Origin of the sequence: Streptomyces sp. JJ36 (genome assembly GCF_021696945.1) — a bacterium.
GTDB lineage: Bacteria > Actinomycetota > Actinomycetes > Streptomycetales > Streptomycetaceae > Streptomyces.
The window spans coordinates 88,200-106,779 of sequence record NZ_JACYHE010000001.1; the positions used below are offsets into that span (position 1 = coordinate 88,200).

The window sequence follows — 18,580 nt, forward strand, 5'->3', positions numbered from 1 at the left end:
TGGGTATCGCGGTGTGCTGAGCACCGGCGGTGGGGCAGCATGTGCGCATGTCCGTATTGACGCGCGACGAAGCGCAGCTCCGTGCCCGGCTCCTCGACGTCCACGAGTACGCGGTCGATCTCGACCTGACGCGGGGCGGGGAGGTGTTCGGTTCGGTCTCGGCGGTGCGGTTCTCCGTGCGGGAGGACGCCGCCGGGGAGGGCGGGGTGGACACGTTCGTGCAGGTGCGGCCGGTGGTGTTGCGCCGGGTGGTGCTGGACGGGGTGGAGCTGGATCCGGGGGCGCTGGCGGCGGGGCGGTTCCCGCTGCGGGGGCTGGGGGCCGGGGAGCACGAGCTGCGGGTCGAGGGGGACATGCCGTACTCGCGGGTGGGTGAGGGGATGCATCGCTTCACCGATCCGGCGGACGGGCGGGTGTATCTGTACACGCAGTGCTGCATGGACGATGCGCCGCTGGTGTTCGCGTGTTTCGACCAGCCGGATCTGAAGGCGGTGTTCCGGGTGTCGGTGGCGGCGCCGCCGGAGTGGACGGTGCTGGGGAACGGGGTGGCGGAGCGGGTCGGCGCGGGTCGTTGGGTGTGTGCGCCGACGCCGCCGGTCAGTACGTATCTGGTGGCGGTGGCGGCGGGGCCGTATCACTCGGTGCGTACGGAGCATGCGGGGTTGCCGTTCGGGTTGCATGTGCGGCGGTCGCTGGCGGAGTTCCTGGACGCGGACGCGGAGGAGCTGTTCGGGATCACGCGGCGGTGTTTCGACCGGTATCACGAGATCTTCGATGAGCCGTATCCGTTCGATTCGTACGACCAGGCGTTCGTCCCGGAGTTCAATGCGGGGGCGATGGAGAATCCGGGGCTGGTGACGTTCCGGGACGAGTTCGTGTTCCGGTCGGCGGTGACGGAGACGGAGCGGCAGACCCGGGGGATGGTGGTGGCGCACGAGATGGCGCACATGTGGTTCGGGGATCTGGTGACGTTGCGCTGGTGGGACGACATCTGGCTGAACGAGTCGTTCGCGGAGTACATGGGGTTCCAGACGCTGGCGGAGGCGACGGAGTTCACGGGGACGTGGACGGATTTCGCGGCGGCGCGGAAGAGTTGGGGGTACGACGCGGACCAGCGGTCGTCGACGCATCCGGTGGCGCCGGATCCGGAGGGTGTTCCGGACACGGCGGCGGCGCGGCTGAACTTCGACGGGATCAGTTATGCGAAGGGGGCCAGTGCGCTGCGGCAGCTGGTGGCGTGGCTGGGTGAGAAGGCGTTTCTGGCGGGGATCAACGAGCATTTCGCGCGGCATCGTTTCGGGAATGCGACGCTGGCGGATTTTCTGGATTCGCTGGGGCGGGTGTCGGGGGAACGGGATGTGCACGGGTGGGCGGCGCGCTGGTTGCGGACGTCGGGGGTGGATGCGTTGTCGCCGGTGGTGTCGGAGGAGCCGGGCGGTGGCTGGCGTGCGGTGGTGGCGCATGCGGGTGGGCGGCCGCACCGGTTGGGGGTGGGGTTGTACGACCGGGCGCCGGGGGATGCGGGGCGGCTGGTGTTGCGGGAGCGGTGGGAGCGTGAGTTGCCGGCTGCGGGTGGTGCGGAGGGCCCGGGGAGTGGCGGGACCGTGGGCACCGTCGGGGCTGCCGGGGGTGAGGGCGGCGACGGCTCGGTGGTGTGGTCGGGTGCGGGGCCGCGGCCGGATCTGCTGCTGCTGAACGACGGTGATCTGTCGTATGTGAAGGTGCGGCTGGATCCGGGGTCGTGGGAGACGGTGCGGGGGGCGTTGTCGGGTCTGCCGGAGGCGTTGTCGCGGGGTGTGGTGTGGAACGCGGCGCGGGACATGGTGCGGGACGGGCTGCTGGGTCCGGAGGAGTATCTGGAGGCGGTGCGGGGGCATCTGGCGCGGGAGGGGGACGACGCGCTGGTGCAGGGGGTGTTGTCGTTCGCGCGGGGTCAGGTGGTGGAGCGTTTCCTGGCGGGGGATGCGCGGGAGCGGGGGTTGCGGCTGCTGACGGGGGTGTGCCGGGAGCTGCTGGAGCGTACGGCGGATGCGCCGGGGGTGCCGGCGGTGCGGCTGACGGCGGTGCGGGGGTTTCTGGACGCGGCAGTGGACGCGGAGGAGTTGCTGTCGTGGTGGTCGGCGGGGACGGTGCCGGGTGGGCCGGTGCTGGATCCGGAGTTGCGGTGGCGGTTGCTGCACCGGCTTGCGGTGCTGGGTGCGGTGGGTGAGGGGGAGATCGCGGGGGCGCTGGCGGGGGATCCGAGTGCGACGGGTGAGCGGGGCGCGGCGCGGTGCCGGGCGGCGTTGCCGGATGCGGGGGCGAAGGCGGCGGCGTGGGAGGCGTTGTTCGGGGAGGCGGATGTGTTGTCGAACCACGTGTTCACGGCGACGGCGCAGGGGTTCTGGCAGCCGGAGCAGGGTGGGTTGCTGGCGGGGTATGCGGAGCGGTACTTCGGTGCGGCGGTGGCGGTGGCGGAGCGGCGGGGGGCGTCGATTGCGGAGGCTGCGGGCCGGTGGGCGTTTCCGTCGTCGGTGGTGGAGGAGCGGGTGTTGCGGTGGGGTGAGGAGTGTCTGGCGTCGGGGGCGCCGGTGCCGGCGTTGCGGCGGGCGCTGGCGGATCATCTGGATGATCTGCGGCGGGTGCTGGCGGTGCGGGCGGCGTTCGGCTGAGGGTGTGGGGGGCCGCGGTGTGTCCGGCTCGGGGTGGGAGGCCCGGGCCGGGCGGGTGGTCCGGCGGGGGTGTGGCGTGCCGGGCCGGGCGCGGTCCGGCTCGGTGTGGGAGTGCGCGGCTGGGCGCGCGGTCCGGCCGGGGCGGTGGGGGTTCCGGGTGCGGGGGTGGTGCGGGTGCGGCGCGGGGGTCCGTGCGGGGCGGGTGGGTGCGGGAGAGTGGGCGGGGAACGTTTCTTCGTCGAGCTGGGGAGTCGTGATGTCGGTGGAGCAGCCTGTGTCGTTCGGTACGCCGGAGGTGCCGCGGGTGGCGGTGCGGGGTGAGGCGCGGCTGGAGTGTGATCCGGAGATCGCGCGGTTGGGGGTGACGGTGAGTGCGCGGGGCCGGGACCGGCGGGGTGCGCTGGAGGATCTGACGCGGCGTAATGCGCGGGTGCTGGAGCTGCTGAGGGGGTACGGGGAGGCGGTGGAGCGGCTGGAGACGGGTGCGTTCACGGTGACGCCGGAGTTGCCGGAGCGGGGGCGCCGGGAGCGGGTGCGGACGTATCACGGGCGGGTGCTGGTGGAGGCGACGGTGGGGGACTTCACGGTGCTGGGGGAGGTGACGTCGCGGTTGGCGGATCTGGAGTTGACGCGGGTGGATGGTCCGTGGTGGGCGTTGCGGCCGGATTCGCCGGTGCACCGGGAGGCGCGGCAGCGTGCGGTGCGGGAGGCGGTGACGCGGGCGCGGGAGTATGCGGGGGCGTTGGGGGCTGAGCTGGTGGCGTTGGTGGAGTTGGCGGATCTGGGGGCTGAGGAGGGTGGTCCGGTGTGGCCGGCGCCGCCGGGTGCGGGGATGCGGGCGGTGGGGTTCGGGGGTGCGGCGGAGGAGGCTCCGGCGCTGGATCTCGAGCCGCAGCGGCAGACGGTGCAGGCGCAGGTGAATGCGCGGTTCACGATGAGTGCGCCGGCGTTGTGAGGGCGGGGGTTCTCCGGGGTTTTCCGAGGGGGTTTCCGCTCATCGGAGCGGGTGGTCGCCCACTTTATTAGTTGTCAACGAGCTTTCATCAGCCTGTTGTTGGCCTGTCGCCTTTCGCCGGTTCTCTACCCGCTGGTAGGTCATAGGCTCGGTTCATGCGCCGAGCAAAGATCGTCTGCACGCTGGGACCCGCCACCGACTCGTACGAGCAGATCACAGCGCTTGTCGAGGCGGGGATGGACGTTGCGCGCTTCAACCTGAGCCATGGGTCGCATGTGGAGCACGAGGCTCGTCACGAGCGGGTGCGGCGGGCGTCCCGGGAGGCGGGGCGGAGCGTCGGGATTCTGGCCGACCTTCAAGGTCCGAAGATCCGTCTGGGGCGTTTCCGTGACGGGCCGGTACTCCTTGAAAGCGGTGACGCGTTCACGCTGTCCGTGGAGGAGATGGTGGGTGACCACACCTGCTGCGGCACCACGTACGAGGGGCTGGCCGGGGACGTGTCGCCGGGTGAGCGGATTCTGGTGGACGACGGCCGGGTCTCGCTGGAGGTGACGGCGGTCGAGGGGCCGCTGGTGCGGACGACGGTGGTGGAGGGCGGCCTGGCCTCGGACCACAAGGGGCTGAATCTGCCGGGGGTGGCGGTCTCGGTGCCGGCGCTGAGCGGGAAGGACGTGGAGGATCTGCGCTGGGCGCTGCGGATGGGCGCCGATGTGGTGGCGTTGTCCTTCGTCCGTTCCGGGGACGATGTGGCGGAGGTGCGGCGGGTGATGGCGGAGGAGGGGCGCCGGGTCCCGGTCATCGCCAAGATCGAGAAGCCGCAGGCGGTGACGGCGCTGGAGTCGATCGTGGACGCGTTCGACGGGATCATGGTGGCCCGGGGTGATCTCGGTGTGGAGATGCCGCTGGAGCAGGTGCCGCTGGTGCAGAAGCGGGCGGTGAAGCTGGCGAAGCGGAACGCGAAGCCGGTGATCGTGGCGACGCAGATGCTGGACTCGATGGTCGACGCCTCGCGGCCGACGCGTGCGGAGGCCTCGGATGTGGCGAACGCGGTGGTGGACGGCACGGATGCGGTGATGCTGTCCGGTGAGACCAGCGTGGGGAAGTATCCGGTGGAGACGGTGCGGACGATGAGCCGGATCGTGGCGGCGGCCGAGGAGGACCTGCTGGCGAAGGGGCTGCCGCCGCTGACCGAGCGCAGCAAGCCGCGCACCCAGGGTGGTGCGGTGGCGCGTGCGGCTGCGGAGATCGGGGATTTCCTGGGGGCGCGGTTCCTGGTGGCCTTCACCCAGTCGGGTGACACGGTGCGGCGGTTGTCGCGGTATCGCTCGCCGATCCCGGTGCTGGCGTTCACCCCGGATCCGGGGACGTATGCGCAGCTCACGCTGACCTGGGGGGTGGAGACGTTCCTGGGTCCGACGGTGCAGAGCACGGACGAGATGGTGGCCCAGGTGGATGAGGAGCTGCTGCGGATCGGGCGCTGTGCGCCGGGTGACCTGGTGGTGATCACGGCGGGGTCGCCGCCGGGGGTGCCGGGGTCGACGAATCTGGTGCGGGCGCACCGCATCGGGGACGCGTTGCGCTGAGGCGCTCCGCTGCCGGGCGGGGCCGGGGCGGTCGCGGGTGGTGGCCGCCGGGGGCCCCGGGGCGGGCTTCGGGGGTGGGTGCGGTCAGGAGTCCCGGGGGACGGACTCCCCGGCGAGGGTCTCGTGGTGCCGGATGACCTCGGCGATGATGAAGTTCAGCAGCTTCTCCGCGAAGGCGGGGTCCAGTTTGGCGTTCTCCGCCAGTTCGCGGAGCCGGGCGATCTGGCGGGCTTCGCGGGCGGGGTCGGCGGGGGGCAGCCGGTGCTCGGCTTTGAGCTGGCCGACGCGCTGGGTGCACTTGAAGCGCTCGGCGAGCATGTGCACGACGGCGGCGTCGATGTTGTCGATGCTGTCCCGCAGCTCGGCGAGCTGGGCGCGTACGGATTCGTCGATTCCGTCGATCTCGTTCATGGTGCGGACCAGCCTATGCGGACGGCGGGGGCGGGGCGGCGGTGTCCGCGATGCGGTCGGTGCGGGGCGTGCGGGAGGTGGGGGCGCGGTGTCCGGTGCGACCATGGAGCAAGGGCACGGCTGACTCGCGGGGGTGTGCATGGGCGCGCGGCAGGGTGGTGCGGGGGATCCGGTCGAGCGTGGTTTCCCGCATCTGGAGACCGTGCGGGCGTCGATCACCGCGCTCTACCGGCGGTTGTCCCCGGACACCGTCCGGACGTTCGACACCAGCGTGTCCGCGGGTGAGGTGGCCTTCGCGGACGACGATGATCTCTATCTGGGTACGCAGCGGGTGGCGCGTGCGATGGTGCGGCATCTGCGGCTGCCGGACGCCCGGGTGATCGTCTCGTTCCGGGAGATGGAGCATGCGGCGAACGTGGAGCTGGCGGCGGGGCCGGAGTACTTCGTGGAGCTGAACACCCGGTTCAAGCGGCACCGCCGGGACATCGGGGCGGCGCTGGCCCACGAGGTGATGCACGTCTATCTGCACCGGCTGGATCTGTCGTTCGCGGGGCAGCGGGCCAACGAGATCCTCACGGACACCGCGGCGGCGTATCTGGGCACGGGGTGGCTGCTGCTGGACGCGTTCCGGCAGGACGCGCTGACCTCGCAGAAGCTGGGGTATCTGACCCCGGAGGAGTTCGGGTACGTGCTGGCCAAGCGGGCGGTGTTGTTCGGCGAGGACCCGGCGATCTGGTTCACCAGTCCGCAGGCGTACGAGGCGTACGAGCGGGGCCGGGAGCCGGCCCGGCGGGACACGGCGCGGCCGCCGCTGGCGGCGGCGGGCTGGGCGGGGCGCCGCCGGTACGCCCGGGAGCGCCGCCGGGCGCTGGAACGACCGGGCGGCGGGCCGGGGCCGTCCGGGCCGGGTGACTACGTGTTCGAACCGGGGTCCCCGCTGCGGGTGTCCTTCGCGTGTCCGGTCTGCCACCAGCGGATCCGGGTGCCGGTCGGGGGCCGGGTGCGGGCGCGCTGCGGGCTGTGCCGGACGGTGCTGGAGTGCGACACCTGAGCGGGGCACGGGCCGCCGGGGTCCGTGGCGGCAGGGGCCCGCAGGGTCAGCGGGGGTCGGCGCGGAAGTGGACGGTGCGGCCGGTGCGGCGGCGCAGGAGCCGGTGGGTGAGCGGCACCACGGCTCCGTGCAGCAGAGGGTACTTGCGGCGGAGGAGCCGGCGGGCGTGGCGTTCCTCGGTGCCGCCGGGTTCCAGGAGCCGGAGCCGTACGGGCAGCTCGGGGCCGGGCAGCGGGTTTCCGCGCATGTCCGAGGGGGCGATCAGGGCGGCGGGGTTGCGGCGGAGCCGGCGGGTCTTGAGGGACTTCTGGTAGCTGCGGATATAGGCGTGGGTGCCGTCCACGGCGATGCTGACGGGCGTGGCGCCGGGGCGTCCGTCCCGGCGGTAGGTGGTCAGCAGCACGGCCTTCTGCCGGGTGAAGGGGTCGAGTCCGCTCTGGGTTCCGGGTGTCATCGCGTGTACCTCCTGCCCCTGTGACGGGACGGTACCGGCGCGGTGTGACATGGGGCGGGCGGCGGGCCGGGAGGTCCGCCGGGTGGCGGACGGCGGCCGCCCGACGTCCGGGCCGGGGTGCCCGGTGCACCGGAGGGAGCAGCCGTCCCGGCTCCGGCCACCGGCGGTAGCCCCCGGGTCCGGGGGGCACAGCCGGTGCCGGGGCCCGGGTGCACGGGCGCCCCGGACGCCGGCAGCACGGGCGCCGCCGGGGCCGGGGCACCCGGGGGTGGGAGACCGGAGCAGCGGGCCTCTGCCCGGCGGGGCCCGCCGGGCAGAGCGGGGGCCGTCCGGGCCCCCGCCATCCGGCTCGCCGCTAGGCGGGGACCTTGGCCCCGTTCGTGTGGGGCTTGAGGAGCACCTTCGTCCAGCCTTCGTCGCGCTTGTCGAAGTGCCGGTAGGCGTCCGGCGCCTCGGCGAGCGGTACGTGGTGCGAGACCACGAAGCCCGGTTCGGCCCGTCCGGCGATGATCATGTCCCGGAGCCGCCGGTTGTAGGCCTTGACGTTCGCCTGGCCGGTGCCCATCCGCAGGCCCTTCTCGAAGAAGCGACCGGTGTCGAAGAGCAGCTGCCCGTGCTGCGCCGCCTCCGTGGGGCCGCCGGGGTCCGCGGGCACGTAGAGCCCGACCACGCCGAGCATGCCGGTGGGACGCACCGACTCGATGAGGGTGTTGAGGACGATGGCGGGCTGCTCCTCGCCGCTGGGCACGGTTGCCTGGTAGCCGACGGCGTCGATGCCCTTGTCGGTGCCCTCACCGCCGGTGTGTTCCTTGATCTGCTCCGCCGCGTCCGCCTGCGTGTAGTCGATGGCCGTGGCGCCGATGCGCTCGGCGAGCCGCAGCCGGTCCGGCTGCCGGTCGACGGCGAAGACCCGGGAGGCACCGCGGAGCATGGCCGAGTACGCCGCCATCAGGCCGACCGGTCCGGCGCCGAACACGCACACGGTCTCGCCCGGGGAGACCTGCGCGAGTTCCGTGGCGTGGTAGCCGGTGGGGAAGATGTCGGCGAGCAGCGCGAAGTCGTCCTCGTGCTCTTCGCCCCGGGGCAGTTGCAGACAGTTGAAGTCCGCGAACGGTACGCGCAGGTACTCGGCCTGGCCGCCCGTGTAGGGGCCCATGGAGACATAGCCGTAGGCACCGCCGGCGAAGCCCTCGTTCACGGTGAGGCAGAAGCCGGTCTTGCCGGCCAGGCAGTTCTTGCAGAAGCCGCAGGCGACGTTGAACGGCATCACCACGCGGTCGCCCTTGCGGACGCTGACGACGCCGGAGCCGACCTCCTGCACGATCCCCATGTTCTCGTGGCCGAAGACGATGCCCGGCTCGGCGCCGGTGCGGCCTTCGTACATGTGCAGGTCGGACCCGCAGATGCAGGAGGTGGTGATCTCGACGAGGACGTCGGTGGGTGCTTCGAGCCGCGGTTCCGGGACGTCCTCCACGGCGACGCTGAACGGCTCCTTGTACACGACGGCTTTCACGGCGACTCCTTCCGTGTACGTCTGGTGTGACGCCCCGGCGGGCCCGGCCCTCACTCCGCTCCGGATACACCGCTGAGCAGGCGTTCTCCGGGACGGTGGGAGAGCCCCGGGCCGCTTCGGCCGGTGGTCCCCCGGAGCCACGGGGCGAGTACCCCGCCGGGCCGGCGTACACCACGACTCCGCGCGCCGGTCCCGGCGGGAGCCGGGACCGTGCGGTGCGTAGTCGCCGCTGCCGTGTGCGTACGAGGCGCCGGCGCGCTCGTGCGAGGGCGGCGCGCCGGGGCCCGGGTCGCTCAGATGCGGGGGAAGCCGCCTTCCGCCGTGGCCTGTGCGACCGCCTCCTGCATCGAGGCGGCGTCGTTGAGGTGCGGGAAGTCCTCGTCGGGGACGTCGGTGCCGAGGAAGGCGCACAGCGGCTCCCAGCCGTCGCCGGCCCGGTACACCAGCAGCCGGTCGGCGGGTATCTCCCGCTGCACGGCGGCGTTGTGCTCCTCGAAGACCCGGATGGCGTGCGCCTTGTCCTCGAAGCGGCCGCCGAAGGTGCCCTCCCACACCATGGTGCGGACGGCCGCCCGGAAGGCGGCGCCCTCCTCGCCCGGGAAGCCTGCGGGGTCGCGGGAGAACCGGTGGATGGTGCGGCGGGTGCTGTCGTACCACCGTTCGGGGTCCCGGACGGTCAGCAGGACCTTCGCCTGGGGGAAGGCGGCGCAGAGTTCCCGCCAGTAGGCCGCGCCCGGCCAGTCCACGGTGGACCGGTACCCGTCGAAGATCCGGTACCAGTCGGGCTCCGCACCGCCGAGTACGCGGCTCCAGTCCCGTAAGCGCCGGGGTTCCGCGAGGATCTCGGCCATGTGGTACGCCGGGCCGTGGCCGAGACGTTCCAGTGCCGCCTTCATGGACAGGGTGCCGGTGCGACCGAATCCGGCGCCGATGAGTTCCAGCATGGGTGCCCCTCCCCGGTGCGCGTGGGGCGTCGGTGCCCCTGTGACGGGGAGATCCGTACCCACCGGCGGGGCTCGTCGCACGCGTGAACGCGCCATATCGCGTCGGCCGGGCACAGGACGGCGCCCGCCCCCCGGTCGGGGGTGAGGGGCGGGCGCCGGGATGTCCGCACGGCACTGTGCGGGACAGCGGAGCGACGGTCGCGGGAGGGGCGGGGGCCCGGCCACGGGTGTCCGGGCCCGCCGGTCACACCGCCAGGGCGCGGTCCGTCGGCTTGATCGGGGCGTGCAGCGAGCTGCCGCCGGTGAGGTAACGGTCGACGCCGCGGGCGGCGGAGCGGCCCTCGGCGATGGCCCAGACGATGAGGGACTGGCCGCGGCCGGCGTCGCCGGCGACGAAGACGCCGTCGACGTTGGTGGCGTAGTCCGCGTCGCGGGCGATGTTGCCGCGCTCGTCGAGTTCGACGCCGAACTGCTCGACGAGGCCGTTCTCCCGGTCCACGCCGGTGAAGCCCATGGCGAGGGTGACGAGCTGCGCGGGGATCTTCCGCTCTGTGCCGGGCTTCTGCTCGAGCTTGCCGTCCTTCATCCCGACCTCGACGAGGTGCAGCCACTGCACATCGCCGTTCTCGTCGCCCTCGAAGCGGGTGGTGGAGACGGAGTAGACGCGCTCGCCGCCCTCCTCGTGGGCGGAGGTGACCTTGTAGAGCATCGGGAAGGTCGGCCAGGGCTGGTGGGGGGCGCGCTCCTCCCCCGGCTGCGGCATGATCTCGAGCTGGGTGACGGAGGCGGCGCCCTGCCGGTGGGCGGTGCCGACGCAGTCGGCGCCGGTGTCGCCGCCGCCGATGACGACGACGTGCTTGCCCTCGGCGCTGATCGGGGAGACGGTGAGGTCGCCCTCCTGCACCTTGTTGGCTGGCGGCAGGTACTCCATGGCCTGGTGGATGCCGTTCAGCTCGCGGCCCGGGACGGGCAGGTCGCGCGCGGTGGTGGCGCCGGCGGCGATCACCACGGCGTCGTAGCGGCGGCGGAGCTGGCCGGCGGTGATGTCCCGGCCGATCTCGATCTCGGTGCGGAACTTGGTGCCCTCCGTGCGCATCTGCTCGATACGCCGGTTGATGTGCCGCTTCTCCATCTTGAACTCGGGGATGCCGTAGCGGAGGAGGCCGCCGATGCGGTCCGCGCGCTCGTAGACGGCGACGGTGTGCCCGGCGCGGGTGAGCTGCTGGGCGGCGGCGAGCCCGGCGGGGCCGGAGCCGATGACGGCGACGGTCTTGCCGGAGAGCCGCTCGGGCGGCTGCGGGGTGACCATGCCCGCGTCCCACGCCTTGTCGATGATGGTGACCTCGACGTTCTTGATGGTCACCGCGGGCTGGTTGATACCGAGCACGCATGCGGACTCGCAGGGCGCGGGGCACAGCCGCCCGGTGAACTCCGGGAAGTTGTTGGTGGCGTGCAGCCGCTCGCTGGCGGCGGCCCAGTCCTCGCGGTAGGCGTAGTCGTTCCACTCCGGGATGAGGTTCCCGAGCGGGCAGCCGTTGTGGCAGAAGGGGATGCCGCAGTCCATGCAGCGCCCGGCCTGCTTGCTGATGATCGGCAGCAGCGAGCCCGGCTCGTAGACCTCGTTCCAGTCCTTGACGCGCTCGCTGACCGGGCGCATCCGGGCGACCTCGCGGTCGGTGGTCAGGAAGCCCTTGGGGTCAGCCATCGATCGCCGCCTCCATCATCTTCTCGTGGGTCTCGGACTCGGTCAGTCCGGCTCGCTCGGCGGCGTCCTTGGCGGCGAGCACTGCCTTGAAGGTGGGTGGAATGATCTTGCTGAAGCGGCGCACGGCGGCGTCCCAGTCCTCCAGCATCCGGCCGGCGACGGTGGATCCGGTCTCGTCGCGGTGGCGGCGCACGGCCTCGTGCAGCCACTGCCGGTCGTCGTCGTCGAGTTCCTCGACGGCACCCCGGAGCCCGGTGTTGACGTTGTCCGGGTCCAGGTCGACGACGTAGGCGATGCCGCCGGACATGCCCGCGCCGAAGTTGCGCCCGGTCTCGCCGAGGATGACGGCCTTGCCGCCGGTCATGTACTCGCAGCCGTGGTCGCCCACGCCTTCGGAGACGACGACGGCGCCGGAGTTCCGGACGCAGAAGCGCTCGCCGACGCGGCCGCGGAGGAACATCTCGCCGCCGGTCGCCCCGTACGCCAGGGTGTTCCCGGCGATGGTGGAGTACTCGGCGAGGTGGTCGGCGCCGCGGTCCGGGCGCACCACGACGCGGCCGCCGGAGAGGCCCTTGCCGACGTAGTCGTTGGCGTCGCCCTCCAGGCGGAGCGTGACGCCGCGCGGCAGGAACGCGCCGAAGGACTGGCCGGCGGAGCCGGTGAAGGTGATGTCGATGGTGTCGTCGGGCAGTCCGGCGCCGCCGAACTTCCGGGTCACCTCGTGGCCCAGCATGGTGCCGACGGTCCGGTTGATGTTCCGGATCGCGAGCTGTGCCCGTACGGGCTCGGCGGCCTCCGGGGTGTCGACGGAGAGCGCGTCCGCGGACAGCTTGACGAGCTGGTTGTCGAGGGCCTTGGCGAGGCCGTGGTCCTGCTCGATCACCTGGTGCCGGGCGGCGCCCTCGGGAAGCCCGGGCACGTGCAGCAGCGGCTCGAGGTCCAGGCCCTGGGCCTTCCAGTGGTCCACGGCGCGGCTGACGTCGAGCAGCTCGGCGTGGCCGACGGCCTCGTCGAGGGTGCGGAAGCCCAGCTCGGCGAGGAGTTCGCGGACCTCCTCGGCGACGAACTCGAAGAAGTTCACCACGAAGTCGGCCTGGCCGGAGTAGCGCTCGCGGAGCACCGGGTTCTGGGTGGCGATGCCGACCGGGCAGGTGTCCAGGTGGCAGACGCGCATCATGACGCAGCCGGAGACGACCAGCGGTGCGGTCGCGAAGCCGTACTCCTCGGCGCCGAGGAGGGCGGCGATCAGCACGTCCCGGCCGGTCTTGAGCTGGCCGTCGGTCTGCACCACGATCCGGTCGCGCAGACCGTTGAGCAGCAGGGTCTGCTGGGTCTCGGCGAGGCCGAGCTCCCAGGGTCCGCCCGCGTGCTTGAGTGAGGTGAGCGGCGAGGCGCCGGTGCCGCCGTCGTGCCCGGAGATGAGCACCACGTCGGCGTGCGCCTTGGAGACGCCGGCGGCGACGGTGCCGACGCCGACCTCGGAGACCAGCTTCACGTGGATGCGGGCCCGCGGGTTGGCGTTCTTCAGGTCGTGGATGAGCTGTGCGAGGTCCTCGATGGAGTAGATGTCGTGGTGCGGCGGCGGCGAGATGAGGCCGACGCCGGGTGTGGAGTGCCGGGTCTTGGCCACCCACGGGTAGACCTTGTGGCCGGGGAGCTGGCCGCCCTCACCGGGCTTGGCGCCCTGCGCCATCTTGATCTGGATGTCGTCGGAGTTGACCAGGTACTCGCTGGTCACGCCGAAGCGGCCGGAGGCGACCTGCTTGATCGAGGAGCGGCGCGCCGGGTCGTAGAGCCGCTCCGGGTCCTCGCCGCCCTCACCGGTGTTGGACTTGCCGCCGAGCCGGTTCATGGCGATGGCGAGGGTCTCGTGCGCCTCCTGGGAGATGGAGCCGTACGACATGGCGCCGGTGGAGAAGCGCTTGACGATCTCGGAGACGGGCTCGACCTCGTCCAGCGGTACCGGCTGCCGCTCGCCGTTCTTCAGCCGGAACAGGCCGCGCAGCGTCATCAGCCGCTCGGACTGCTCGTCGACGCGCTGGGTGTACTGCTTGAAGATGTCGTACCGGCGGGTGCGGGTGGAGTGCTGGAGCCGGAAGACGGTGTCCGGGTCGAAGAGGTGCGGCTCGCCCTCGCGGCGCCACTGGTACTCGCCGCCGATGTCGAGGTCGCGGTGGGCGGGGGCGATCCCGGAGGCCGGGTACGCCTTGGCGTGCCGGGCGGCGACCTCCCGGGCGACCACGTCGAGGCCGGCGCCGCCGATCTTGGTGGTGGTGCCGTGGAAGTAGGTGTCCACGAAGGACTGGTCCAGGCCGACGGCCTCGAAGACCTGGGCGCCGCGGTAGGAGGCGACGGTGGAGATGCCCATCTTGGACATCACCTTCAGCACGCCCTTGCCGAGCGCCTTGATGAGGTTGCGGATGGCGGCCTCGGGCTCCGTGTCGCCGGGGAGGAAGGTGCCGGCGCGGACCAGGTCCTCGACGGTCTCCATGGCGAGGTAGGGGTTGACCGCGGCGGCGCCGTAGCCGATGAGCAGGGCGACGTGGTGGACCTCGCGGACGTCGCCGGCCTCCACCAGCAGGCCCACCTGGGTGCGCTGCTTGGTGCGGATGAGGTGGTGGTGGACGGCGGAGGTGAGCAGCAGCGACGGGATCGGCGCGTGCTCGGCGTCGGAGTGCCGGTCGGAGAGCACGATGAGCCGGGCGCCGGAGGCGATGGCCTCGTCGGCCTCGGCGCAGATCTGCCGGATGCGCTCGGCCAGCCCGGCGCCGCCCTCCTGCACCCGGTAGAGACCGGAGAGAGTGGTGGCCTTGAAGCCGGGCAGGTCGCCGTCGGCGTTGATGTGGATGAGCTTGGCCAGCTCGTCGTTGTCGATGACCGGGAAGGGCAGGGTGACGCTGCGGCAGGAGGCCGCGGTGGGCTCCAGCAGGTTGCCCTTCGGGCCGAGCGGCGACTGCAGCGAGGTCACCAGCTCCTCGCGGATCGCGTCCAGCGGCGGGTTGGTGACCTGCGCGAAGAGCTGGGTGAAGTAGTCGAAGATCAGCCGCGGGCGGTCGGAGAGGGCGGCGATGGGCGAGTCGGTGCCCATGGAGCCGATGGGTTCCGCGCCGGTCTCGGCCATGGGGGCGAGGAGGACCCGCAGCTCCTCCTCGGTGTAGCCGAAGGTCTGCTGGCGGCGGGTGACCGAGGCGTGGGTGTGCACGATGTGCTCGCGCTCGGGCAGGTCGGCGAGGCCGATGAGCCCGGCGTCCAGCCACTCCTCGTACGGGTGCTCGGCGGCGAGCTCCGCCTTGATCTCGTGGTCCTCGATGATGCGGTGCTCGGCGGTGTCCACGAGGAACATGCGGCCGGGCTGCAGGCGGCCCTTGCGCACCACCCGGGACGGGTCGATGTCGAGCACGCCGACCTCGGAGCCCAGCACGACGAGGCCGTCGTCGGTGACCCAGTAGCGGCCGGGGCGCAGACCGTTGCGGTCCAGCACGGCGCCGACCTGGGTGCCGTCGGTGAAGGTGACACAGGCCGGGCCGTCCCAGGGCTCCATCATCGTGGAGTGGTACCGGTAGAAGGCGCGGCGTGCCGGGTCCATGGAGTCGTGGTTCTCCCACGCCTCCGGGACCATCATCAGCACCGAGTGCGGCAGCGAGCGGCCGCCGAGGTGCAGCAGTTCGAGTACCTCGTCGAAGGTGGCGGAGTCGGAGGCGTCCGGAGTGCAGACCGGGAAGATCCGGTCGAGGGCCTTCTCCTTGCCGCCGAAGAGGTCGGAGACGAGCTGGGACTCGCGGGCGCGCATCCAGTTCCGGTTGCCCTGCACGGTGTTGATCTCGCCGTTGTGGGCGACGAACCGGTAGGGGTGGGCCAGCGGCCAGCTCGGGAAGGTGTTGGTGGAGAAGCGGGAGTGGACCAGCGCCACGGCGCTGGCGAGCCGCCGGTCGGAGAGGTCCGGGAAGAACGGCTCGAGCTGGCCCGTGGTGAGCATGCCCTTGTAGACGAGGGTCCGGGCGGAGAGGGACGGGAAGTACGTCCCGGCCTCGCGCTCGGCGCGCTTGCGCAGCACGAAGGCGAGCCGGTCCAGGTCGATGCCGGTGCGGGGGTTCGTCTCGTCGGCGTCGGCGACGAAGAGCTGACGGAAGGAGGGCATCGTGGCCCGGGCGCCCTCGCCCAGGAGCTGAGGGGCGACGGGCACCTCGCGCCAGCCGAGGACCTGCAGGCCCTCCTCGTCGGCGAGGGCGGCGATCTGCGCGGCGGTCTCGGCCTCCTCGACCCCGTCGGTGGGGAGGAAGGCCATGCCGACGGCGTAGGCGCCCGCCTCGGGCAGGTGGAAGGGCACGTTCTCGCGGAGGAAGGCGTCCGGGACCTGGAGGAGGATGCCGGCGCCGTCGCCGGTGTCCGGGTCGGAGCCGGTGGCGCCGCGGTGCTCGAGGTTGCGCAGCACGGTCAGGGCCTGCTCCACCAGCTCGTGGCTGGGCTCGCCGGTGAGCGTGGCGACGAAGCCGACGCCGCACGCGTCGTGCTCGTACCGGGGGTCGTACATCCCCTGCTTGGCAGGGTGGGCCGCCAGGGATGCTGCGCGCATCGGCTCTCCCGTCGTCGTCGGTGGCATAAGCAGGCGCCGAGGGACGACGTTGGCCCTCAGGAACAAATTTTCGTGCAGGTTACATGATGGCGCATCTTCCCGAAACGCGGATGCGGCATTCCAGCATGCGGACAGCGCATCGGAGTGCCGAAAGTCGGGGACAGGCCCTGAGGGCCCGGTGGCCGGGAAAACCGCCAGGTCGCGCGGGCGTCGTTGCCCGCGGCGTGCTACGGCTCCTGCCCCGTGGGAGGGAGGCTGAAACCGCCGGGTAACAAGGGGATCATGGCCGGGCGGGGAGACGCCATGACACACCCCACACGCGGCCCCACGAGCGGCGCCGACCTGGCCGCCGCCGAGGCTAACCGACCGTGACGCCGAAGAGCGCCCCCAGACCGTACGTGACCGCGGCCGCCGCCGCACCCAGCGCGAGCTGACGCAGCCCGCTGAACCACCAGGTCCGCGCGGTCACCCGGCTGACCAGCACACCGCACACGAAGAGCCCGAGCAGCGCCAGCAGCACCGCCGGCCACAGCGCGGTGGCTCCGAGCACGTACGGCAGCACGGGGACCGCCGCGCCCAGCGCGAACGCCCCGAAGGAGGAGACGGCCGCCACGGTCGGCGAGGGCAGCTCGCCGGGGTCGACGCCGAGCTCCTCCCGCGCGTGGATCTCCAGGGCCTGGTCCGGGTCTGCGGAGAGCTGCCGGGCCACCTCCTCGGCGAGGTCCGGGTCCACGCCCCGCGACCGGTAGAGCTGTGTCAGCTCGTGCAGCTCGGCCCCCGGGTGCCGGCGCAGCTCACGACGCTCGACCTCCAGCTCGGCCTGGACGAGCTCACGCTGCGAGGCCACGGAGGTGTACTCCCCCGCCGCCATGGAGAAGGCCCCGGCGGCGAGGCCGGCCAGGCCGGCGATGACGATCGTCTGCGAGGAGGCGTTGCTCCCCGCGACGCCGGACATCAGGCCCAGGTTCGACACCAGCCCGTCCATCGCACCGAAGACGGCCGGGCGGAGCCAGCCTCCGTTCACATCACGGTGCTCGTGATGCATCTCCGGCTCCTCCGTCCCGGGCTCGGCGGGGACGACGGGACTCATGGCGGGGACCTCCTTCGCTGCGCACGGCTCGGCCGACGCTTCGACCGTAGGCACAGGGAGCCCGGCCGCGCCAGCAAGGAAGGCCGAACTAACCGCCCCGACCAGGGGTTTCCGCTGCGCGGGCGCCCGGCGACGGGGAGGCCGGGCCATGGCAGGCGGCCGCCGCCGGGGGCGCGGACGCGGCGGGCGCCGCGAGGGCCGCATCGCCGGACCGAGTGACGGTACTCGCCGGGAGCCCCGGCATCGGCGGGGTCGCCGCGGCCGCGGCGCCGGCCTGCGCGGCAAGCGCGCTCCCTGCAGCCGCGCGGGGGCAACCGCCCGGCGAGAAGCCGCGCACGGCCCACCCCAGGAGCCCCCGCGTCGGCGGAGTCACTGCCGCAGCGGCGCCGACCTGCGTGGCAGACGCCGCTCCCCGCGGCGGGACGCCGGAAGAGCCGAACCGCGGGACGCCGCGGACGGCCCTGTCAGCAGCCGTCGGCAGGTCACCCCAGCGGCACCGGCCTGCGGGCCGGCGCCGCGGCCGGGCCGCGGCGAGAAGCAGCGGGCGGTCCTGGTCAGGGCCGGCCGGCGTCCTTGCGGGCGGAGTCGCCGGCGGGGCGCTCGGAGTCGGCCGTGGCCGCGGCGGGCTCACGGCCGGGCTCCCCCGCCTTCGTCGCGTCCCCGGAGGCGCCGGAGTCCGCTCCGGCCTCCCCGGCGGAGGCGGCCCCGTCCTCCGGCTTCGCGGTGCCGGCGCCCCCGGCGGCCTCGCCGTCCTCGCCCTTCCGGGCGCTCCCGGAGTCCCCGGGGCCCTCACCGTCCCCGGAGTCCCCGGCGCCCGGCTCCACGATCTCCTCGCGGCCGGGCGACACCCGGTGCGAGATCACGATGTAGGCCACCGCCGCCAGGAAGACGGCGAGCGCCGTCCAGTTGTTGAGGCGGAGACCCCACACGTGGTGAGCGTCGTCGATACGCAGATACTCGATCCAGAAGCGCCCGGCGGTGTAGGCGGCGACATACAGCGCGAAGGCGCGCCCGTGGCCCATCCGGAAACGGCGGTCGGCCCAGAGCACCAGCAGCGCGACGCCGATGCACCACAGCGACTCGTAGAGGAACGTCGGGTGGTAGGTGGCCAGGTCCAGGGAGTCGACCGGCCGGTTCTCCCGGTCGATCTCCACGGCCCACGGCAGGTCGGTGGCCCGCCCGTACAGCTCCTGGTTGAACCAGTTGCCCCAGCGGCCGATCGCCTGGGCGAGCGCCACACCGGGCGCCACCGCGTCGGCGTAGGCGGGCAGCGGGATGCCGCGCCGCCGGCAGCCGATCCAGGCGCCGAGCGCACCCAGGGCGATCGCGCCCCAGATGCCGAGCCCGCCGTCCCAGACCCGGAAGGCGTCGACCCAGTTCCGCCCCTCGCCGAAGTAGAGCTGGTAGTCGGTGATCACGTGGTAGAGCCGGCCGCCGACCAGTCCGAAGGGCACCGCCCAGACCGCGATGTCGGCCACGGTGCCGACCCGGCCCCCGCGGGCGACCCAGCGGCGGCCGCCGAGCCACACGGCGAGGAAGACGCCGATGATGATGCAGAACGCGTAACCGCGCAGCGGCACCGGACCGAGGTGGATCTCGCCGGCCGCGGGGCTGGGGATGAAGGCAAGGGTGTTCATGACGTCCCCGACG

12 protein-coding genes are annotated in these 18,580 nt (G+C 72.7%); 4 read left to right on the forward strand and 8 right to left on the reverse strand.

Features of this window, described 5'->3' with window-relative positions:
- Nucleotides 1–47: 47 nt before the first annotated feature.
- The 3 genes from pepN to pyk all read left to right on the forward strand — a co-directional run bounded on the left by pepN (nucleotide 48) and on the right by pyk (nucleotide 5,189).
- On the forward strand, nucleotides 48–2,651 hold the full coding sequence (pepN, locus tag HOY81_RS00355) for an aminopeptidase N (protein ID WP_237316906.1): 2,604 nt from the start codon (nucleotides 48–50) through the stop codon (nucleotides 2,649–2,651).
- Between the two features lie 256 nt (nucleotides 2,652–2,907).
- Entirely contained in the window at nucleotides 2,908–3,606 is a 699-nt protein-coding gene (locus HOY81_RS00360; protein ID WP_237316691.1) for an SIMPL domain-containing protein, read from the forward strand.
- A 155-nt stretch (nucleotides 3,607–3,761) separates the two neighbouring features.
- Nucleotides 3,762–5,189: a pyruvate kinase gene (gene pyk, locus HOY81_RS00365; RefSeq protein ID WP_237316693.1), complete on the forward strand. Its 1,428-nt coding sequence runs from the start codon at nucleotides 3,762–3,764 to the stop codon at nucleotides 5,187–5,189.
- An 84-nt stretch (nucleotides 5,190–5,273) separates the two neighbouring features.
- On the opposite strand, the gene HOY81_RS00370 is transcribed toward pyk, so the two are convergent.
- Nucleotides 5,274–5,600 carry a chorismate mutase gene (locus HOY81_RS00370; protein ID WP_237316695.1) on the reverse strand — a complete coding sequence of 109 codons (327 nt, stop codon included), beginning with the start codon at nucleotides 5,598–5,600 and terminating at the stop codon, nucleotides 5,274–5,276.
- Between the two features lie 139 nt (nucleotides 5,601–5,739).
- On the opposite strand from HOY81_RS00370, the gene HOY81_RS00375 reads away from it, so the two are divergent.
- Nucleotides 5,740–6,651, forward strand: a complete 912-nt coding sequence (locus tag HOY81_RS00375) for a hypothetical protein (RefSeq protein WP_237316697.1) — start codon at nucleotides 5,740–5,742, stop codon at nucleotides 6,649–6,651.
- Nucleotides 6,652–6,697: 46 nt separating this feature from the next.
- Here the strand turns inward: HOY81_RS00375 and HOY81_RS00380 are convergent, their stop codons facing one another.
- From HOY81_RS00380 to lgt, 7 genes are all read right to left on the reverse strand, one after another.
- A complete protein-coding gene (locus tag HOY81_RS00380) occupies nucleotides 6,698–7,105 on the reverse strand; it encodes a PPOX class F420-dependent oxidoreductase (RefSeq protein WP_237316699.1) in 408 nt (135 codons plus the stop codon).
- Between the two features lie 355 nt (nucleotides 7,106–7,460).
- On the reverse strand, nucleotides 7,461–8,618 hold the full coding sequence (locus tag HOY81_RS00385; protein ID WP_237316701.1) for a glutathione-independent formaldehyde dehydrogenase: 1,158 nt from the start codon (nucleotides 8,616–8,618) through the stop codon (nucleotides 7,461–7,463).
- Between the two features lie 293 nt (nucleotides 8,619–8,911).
- Nucleotides 8,912–9,562, reverse strand: coding sequence for a sulfotransferase family protein (locus tag HOY81_RS00390; RefSeq protein ID WP_237316703.1), 651 nt, complete (start codon nucleotides 9,560–9,562; stop codon nucleotides 8,912–8,914).
- Between the two features lie 244 nt (nucleotides 9,563–9,806).
- Nucleotides 9,807–11,267, reverse strand: a complete 1,461-nt coding sequence (locus tag HOY81_RS00395) for a glutamate synthase subunit beta (RefSeq protein WP_237316706.1) — start codon at nucleotides 11,265–11,267, stop codon at nucleotides 9,807–9,809.
- Nucleotides 11,260–15,798, reverse strand: a complete 4,539-nt coding sequence (gltB, locus tag HOY81_RS00400) for a glutamate synthase large subunit (protein WP_237316908.1) — start codon at nucleotides 15,796–15,798, stop codon at nucleotides 11,260–11,262. The genes HOY81_RS00395 and gltB overlap by 8 nt, the downstream gene beginning before the upstream one ends.
- A gap of 400 nt (nucleotides 15,799–16,198) precedes the next feature.
- On the reverse strand, nucleotides 16,199–16,930 hold the full coding sequence (locus tag HOY81_RS00405) for a VIT1/CCC1 transporter family protein (RefSeq protein WP_237316708.1): 732 nt from the start codon (nucleotides 16,928–16,930) through the stop codon (nucleotides 16,199–16,201).
- 554 nt (nucleotides 16,931–17,484) lie between these two features.
- A complete protein-coding gene (lgt, locus tag HOY81_RS00410; protein WP_237316710.1) occupies nucleotides 17,485–18,567 on the reverse strand; it encodes a prolipoprotein diacylglyceryl transferase in 1,083 nt (360 codons plus the stop codon).
- Nucleotides 18,568–18,580: the final 13 nt, after the last annotated feature.

Bases quoted from the DNA above. Each gene is read 5' to 3' on its own strand.
- pepN (WP_237316906.1), top strand. From the start codon at position 48: ATGTCCGTATTGACGCGCGACGAAGCGCAGCTCCGTGCCCGGCTCCTC.
- HOY81_RS00360 (WP_237316691.1), top strand. From the start codon at position 2,908: ATGTCGGTGGAGCAGCCTGTGTCGTTCGGTACGCCGGAGGTGCCGCGG.
- pyk (WP_237316693.1), top strand. From the start codon at position 3,762: ATGCGCCGAGCAAAGATCGTCTGCACGCTGGGACCCGCCACCGACTCG.
- HOY81_RS00370 (WP_237316695.1), bottom strand. From the start codon at position 5,600: ATGAACGAGATCGACGGAATCGACGAATCCGTACGCGCCCAGCTCGCC.
- HOY81_RS00375 (WP_237316697.1), top strand. From the start codon at position 5,740: ATGGGCGCGCGGCAGGGTGGTGCGGGGGATCCGGTCGAGCGTGGTTTC.
- HOY81_RS00380 (WP_237316699.1), bottom strand. From the start codon at position 7,105: ATGACACCCGGAACCCAGAGCGGACTCGACCCCTTCACCCGGCAGAAG.
- HOY81_RS00390 (WP_237316703.1), bottom strand. From the start codon at position 9,562: ATGCTGGAACTCATCGGCGCCGGATTCGGTCGCACCGGCACCCTGTCC.
- HOY81_RS00395 (WP_237316706.1), bottom strand. From the start codon at position 11,267: ATGGCTGACCCCAAGGGCTTCCTGACCACCGACCGCGAGGTCGCCCGG.
- gltB (WP_237316908.1), bottom strand. From the start codon at position 15,798: ATGTACGACCCCCGGTACGAGCACGACGCGTGCGGCGTCGGCTTCGTC.
- HOY81_RS00405 (WP_237316708.1), bottom strand. From the start codon at position 16,930: ATGAGTCCCGTCGTCCCCGCCGAGCCCGGGACGGAGGAGCCGGAGATG.
- lgt (WP_237316710.1), bottom strand. From the start codon at position 18,567: ATGAACACCCTTGCCTTCATCCCCAGCCCCGCGGCCGGCGAGATCCAC.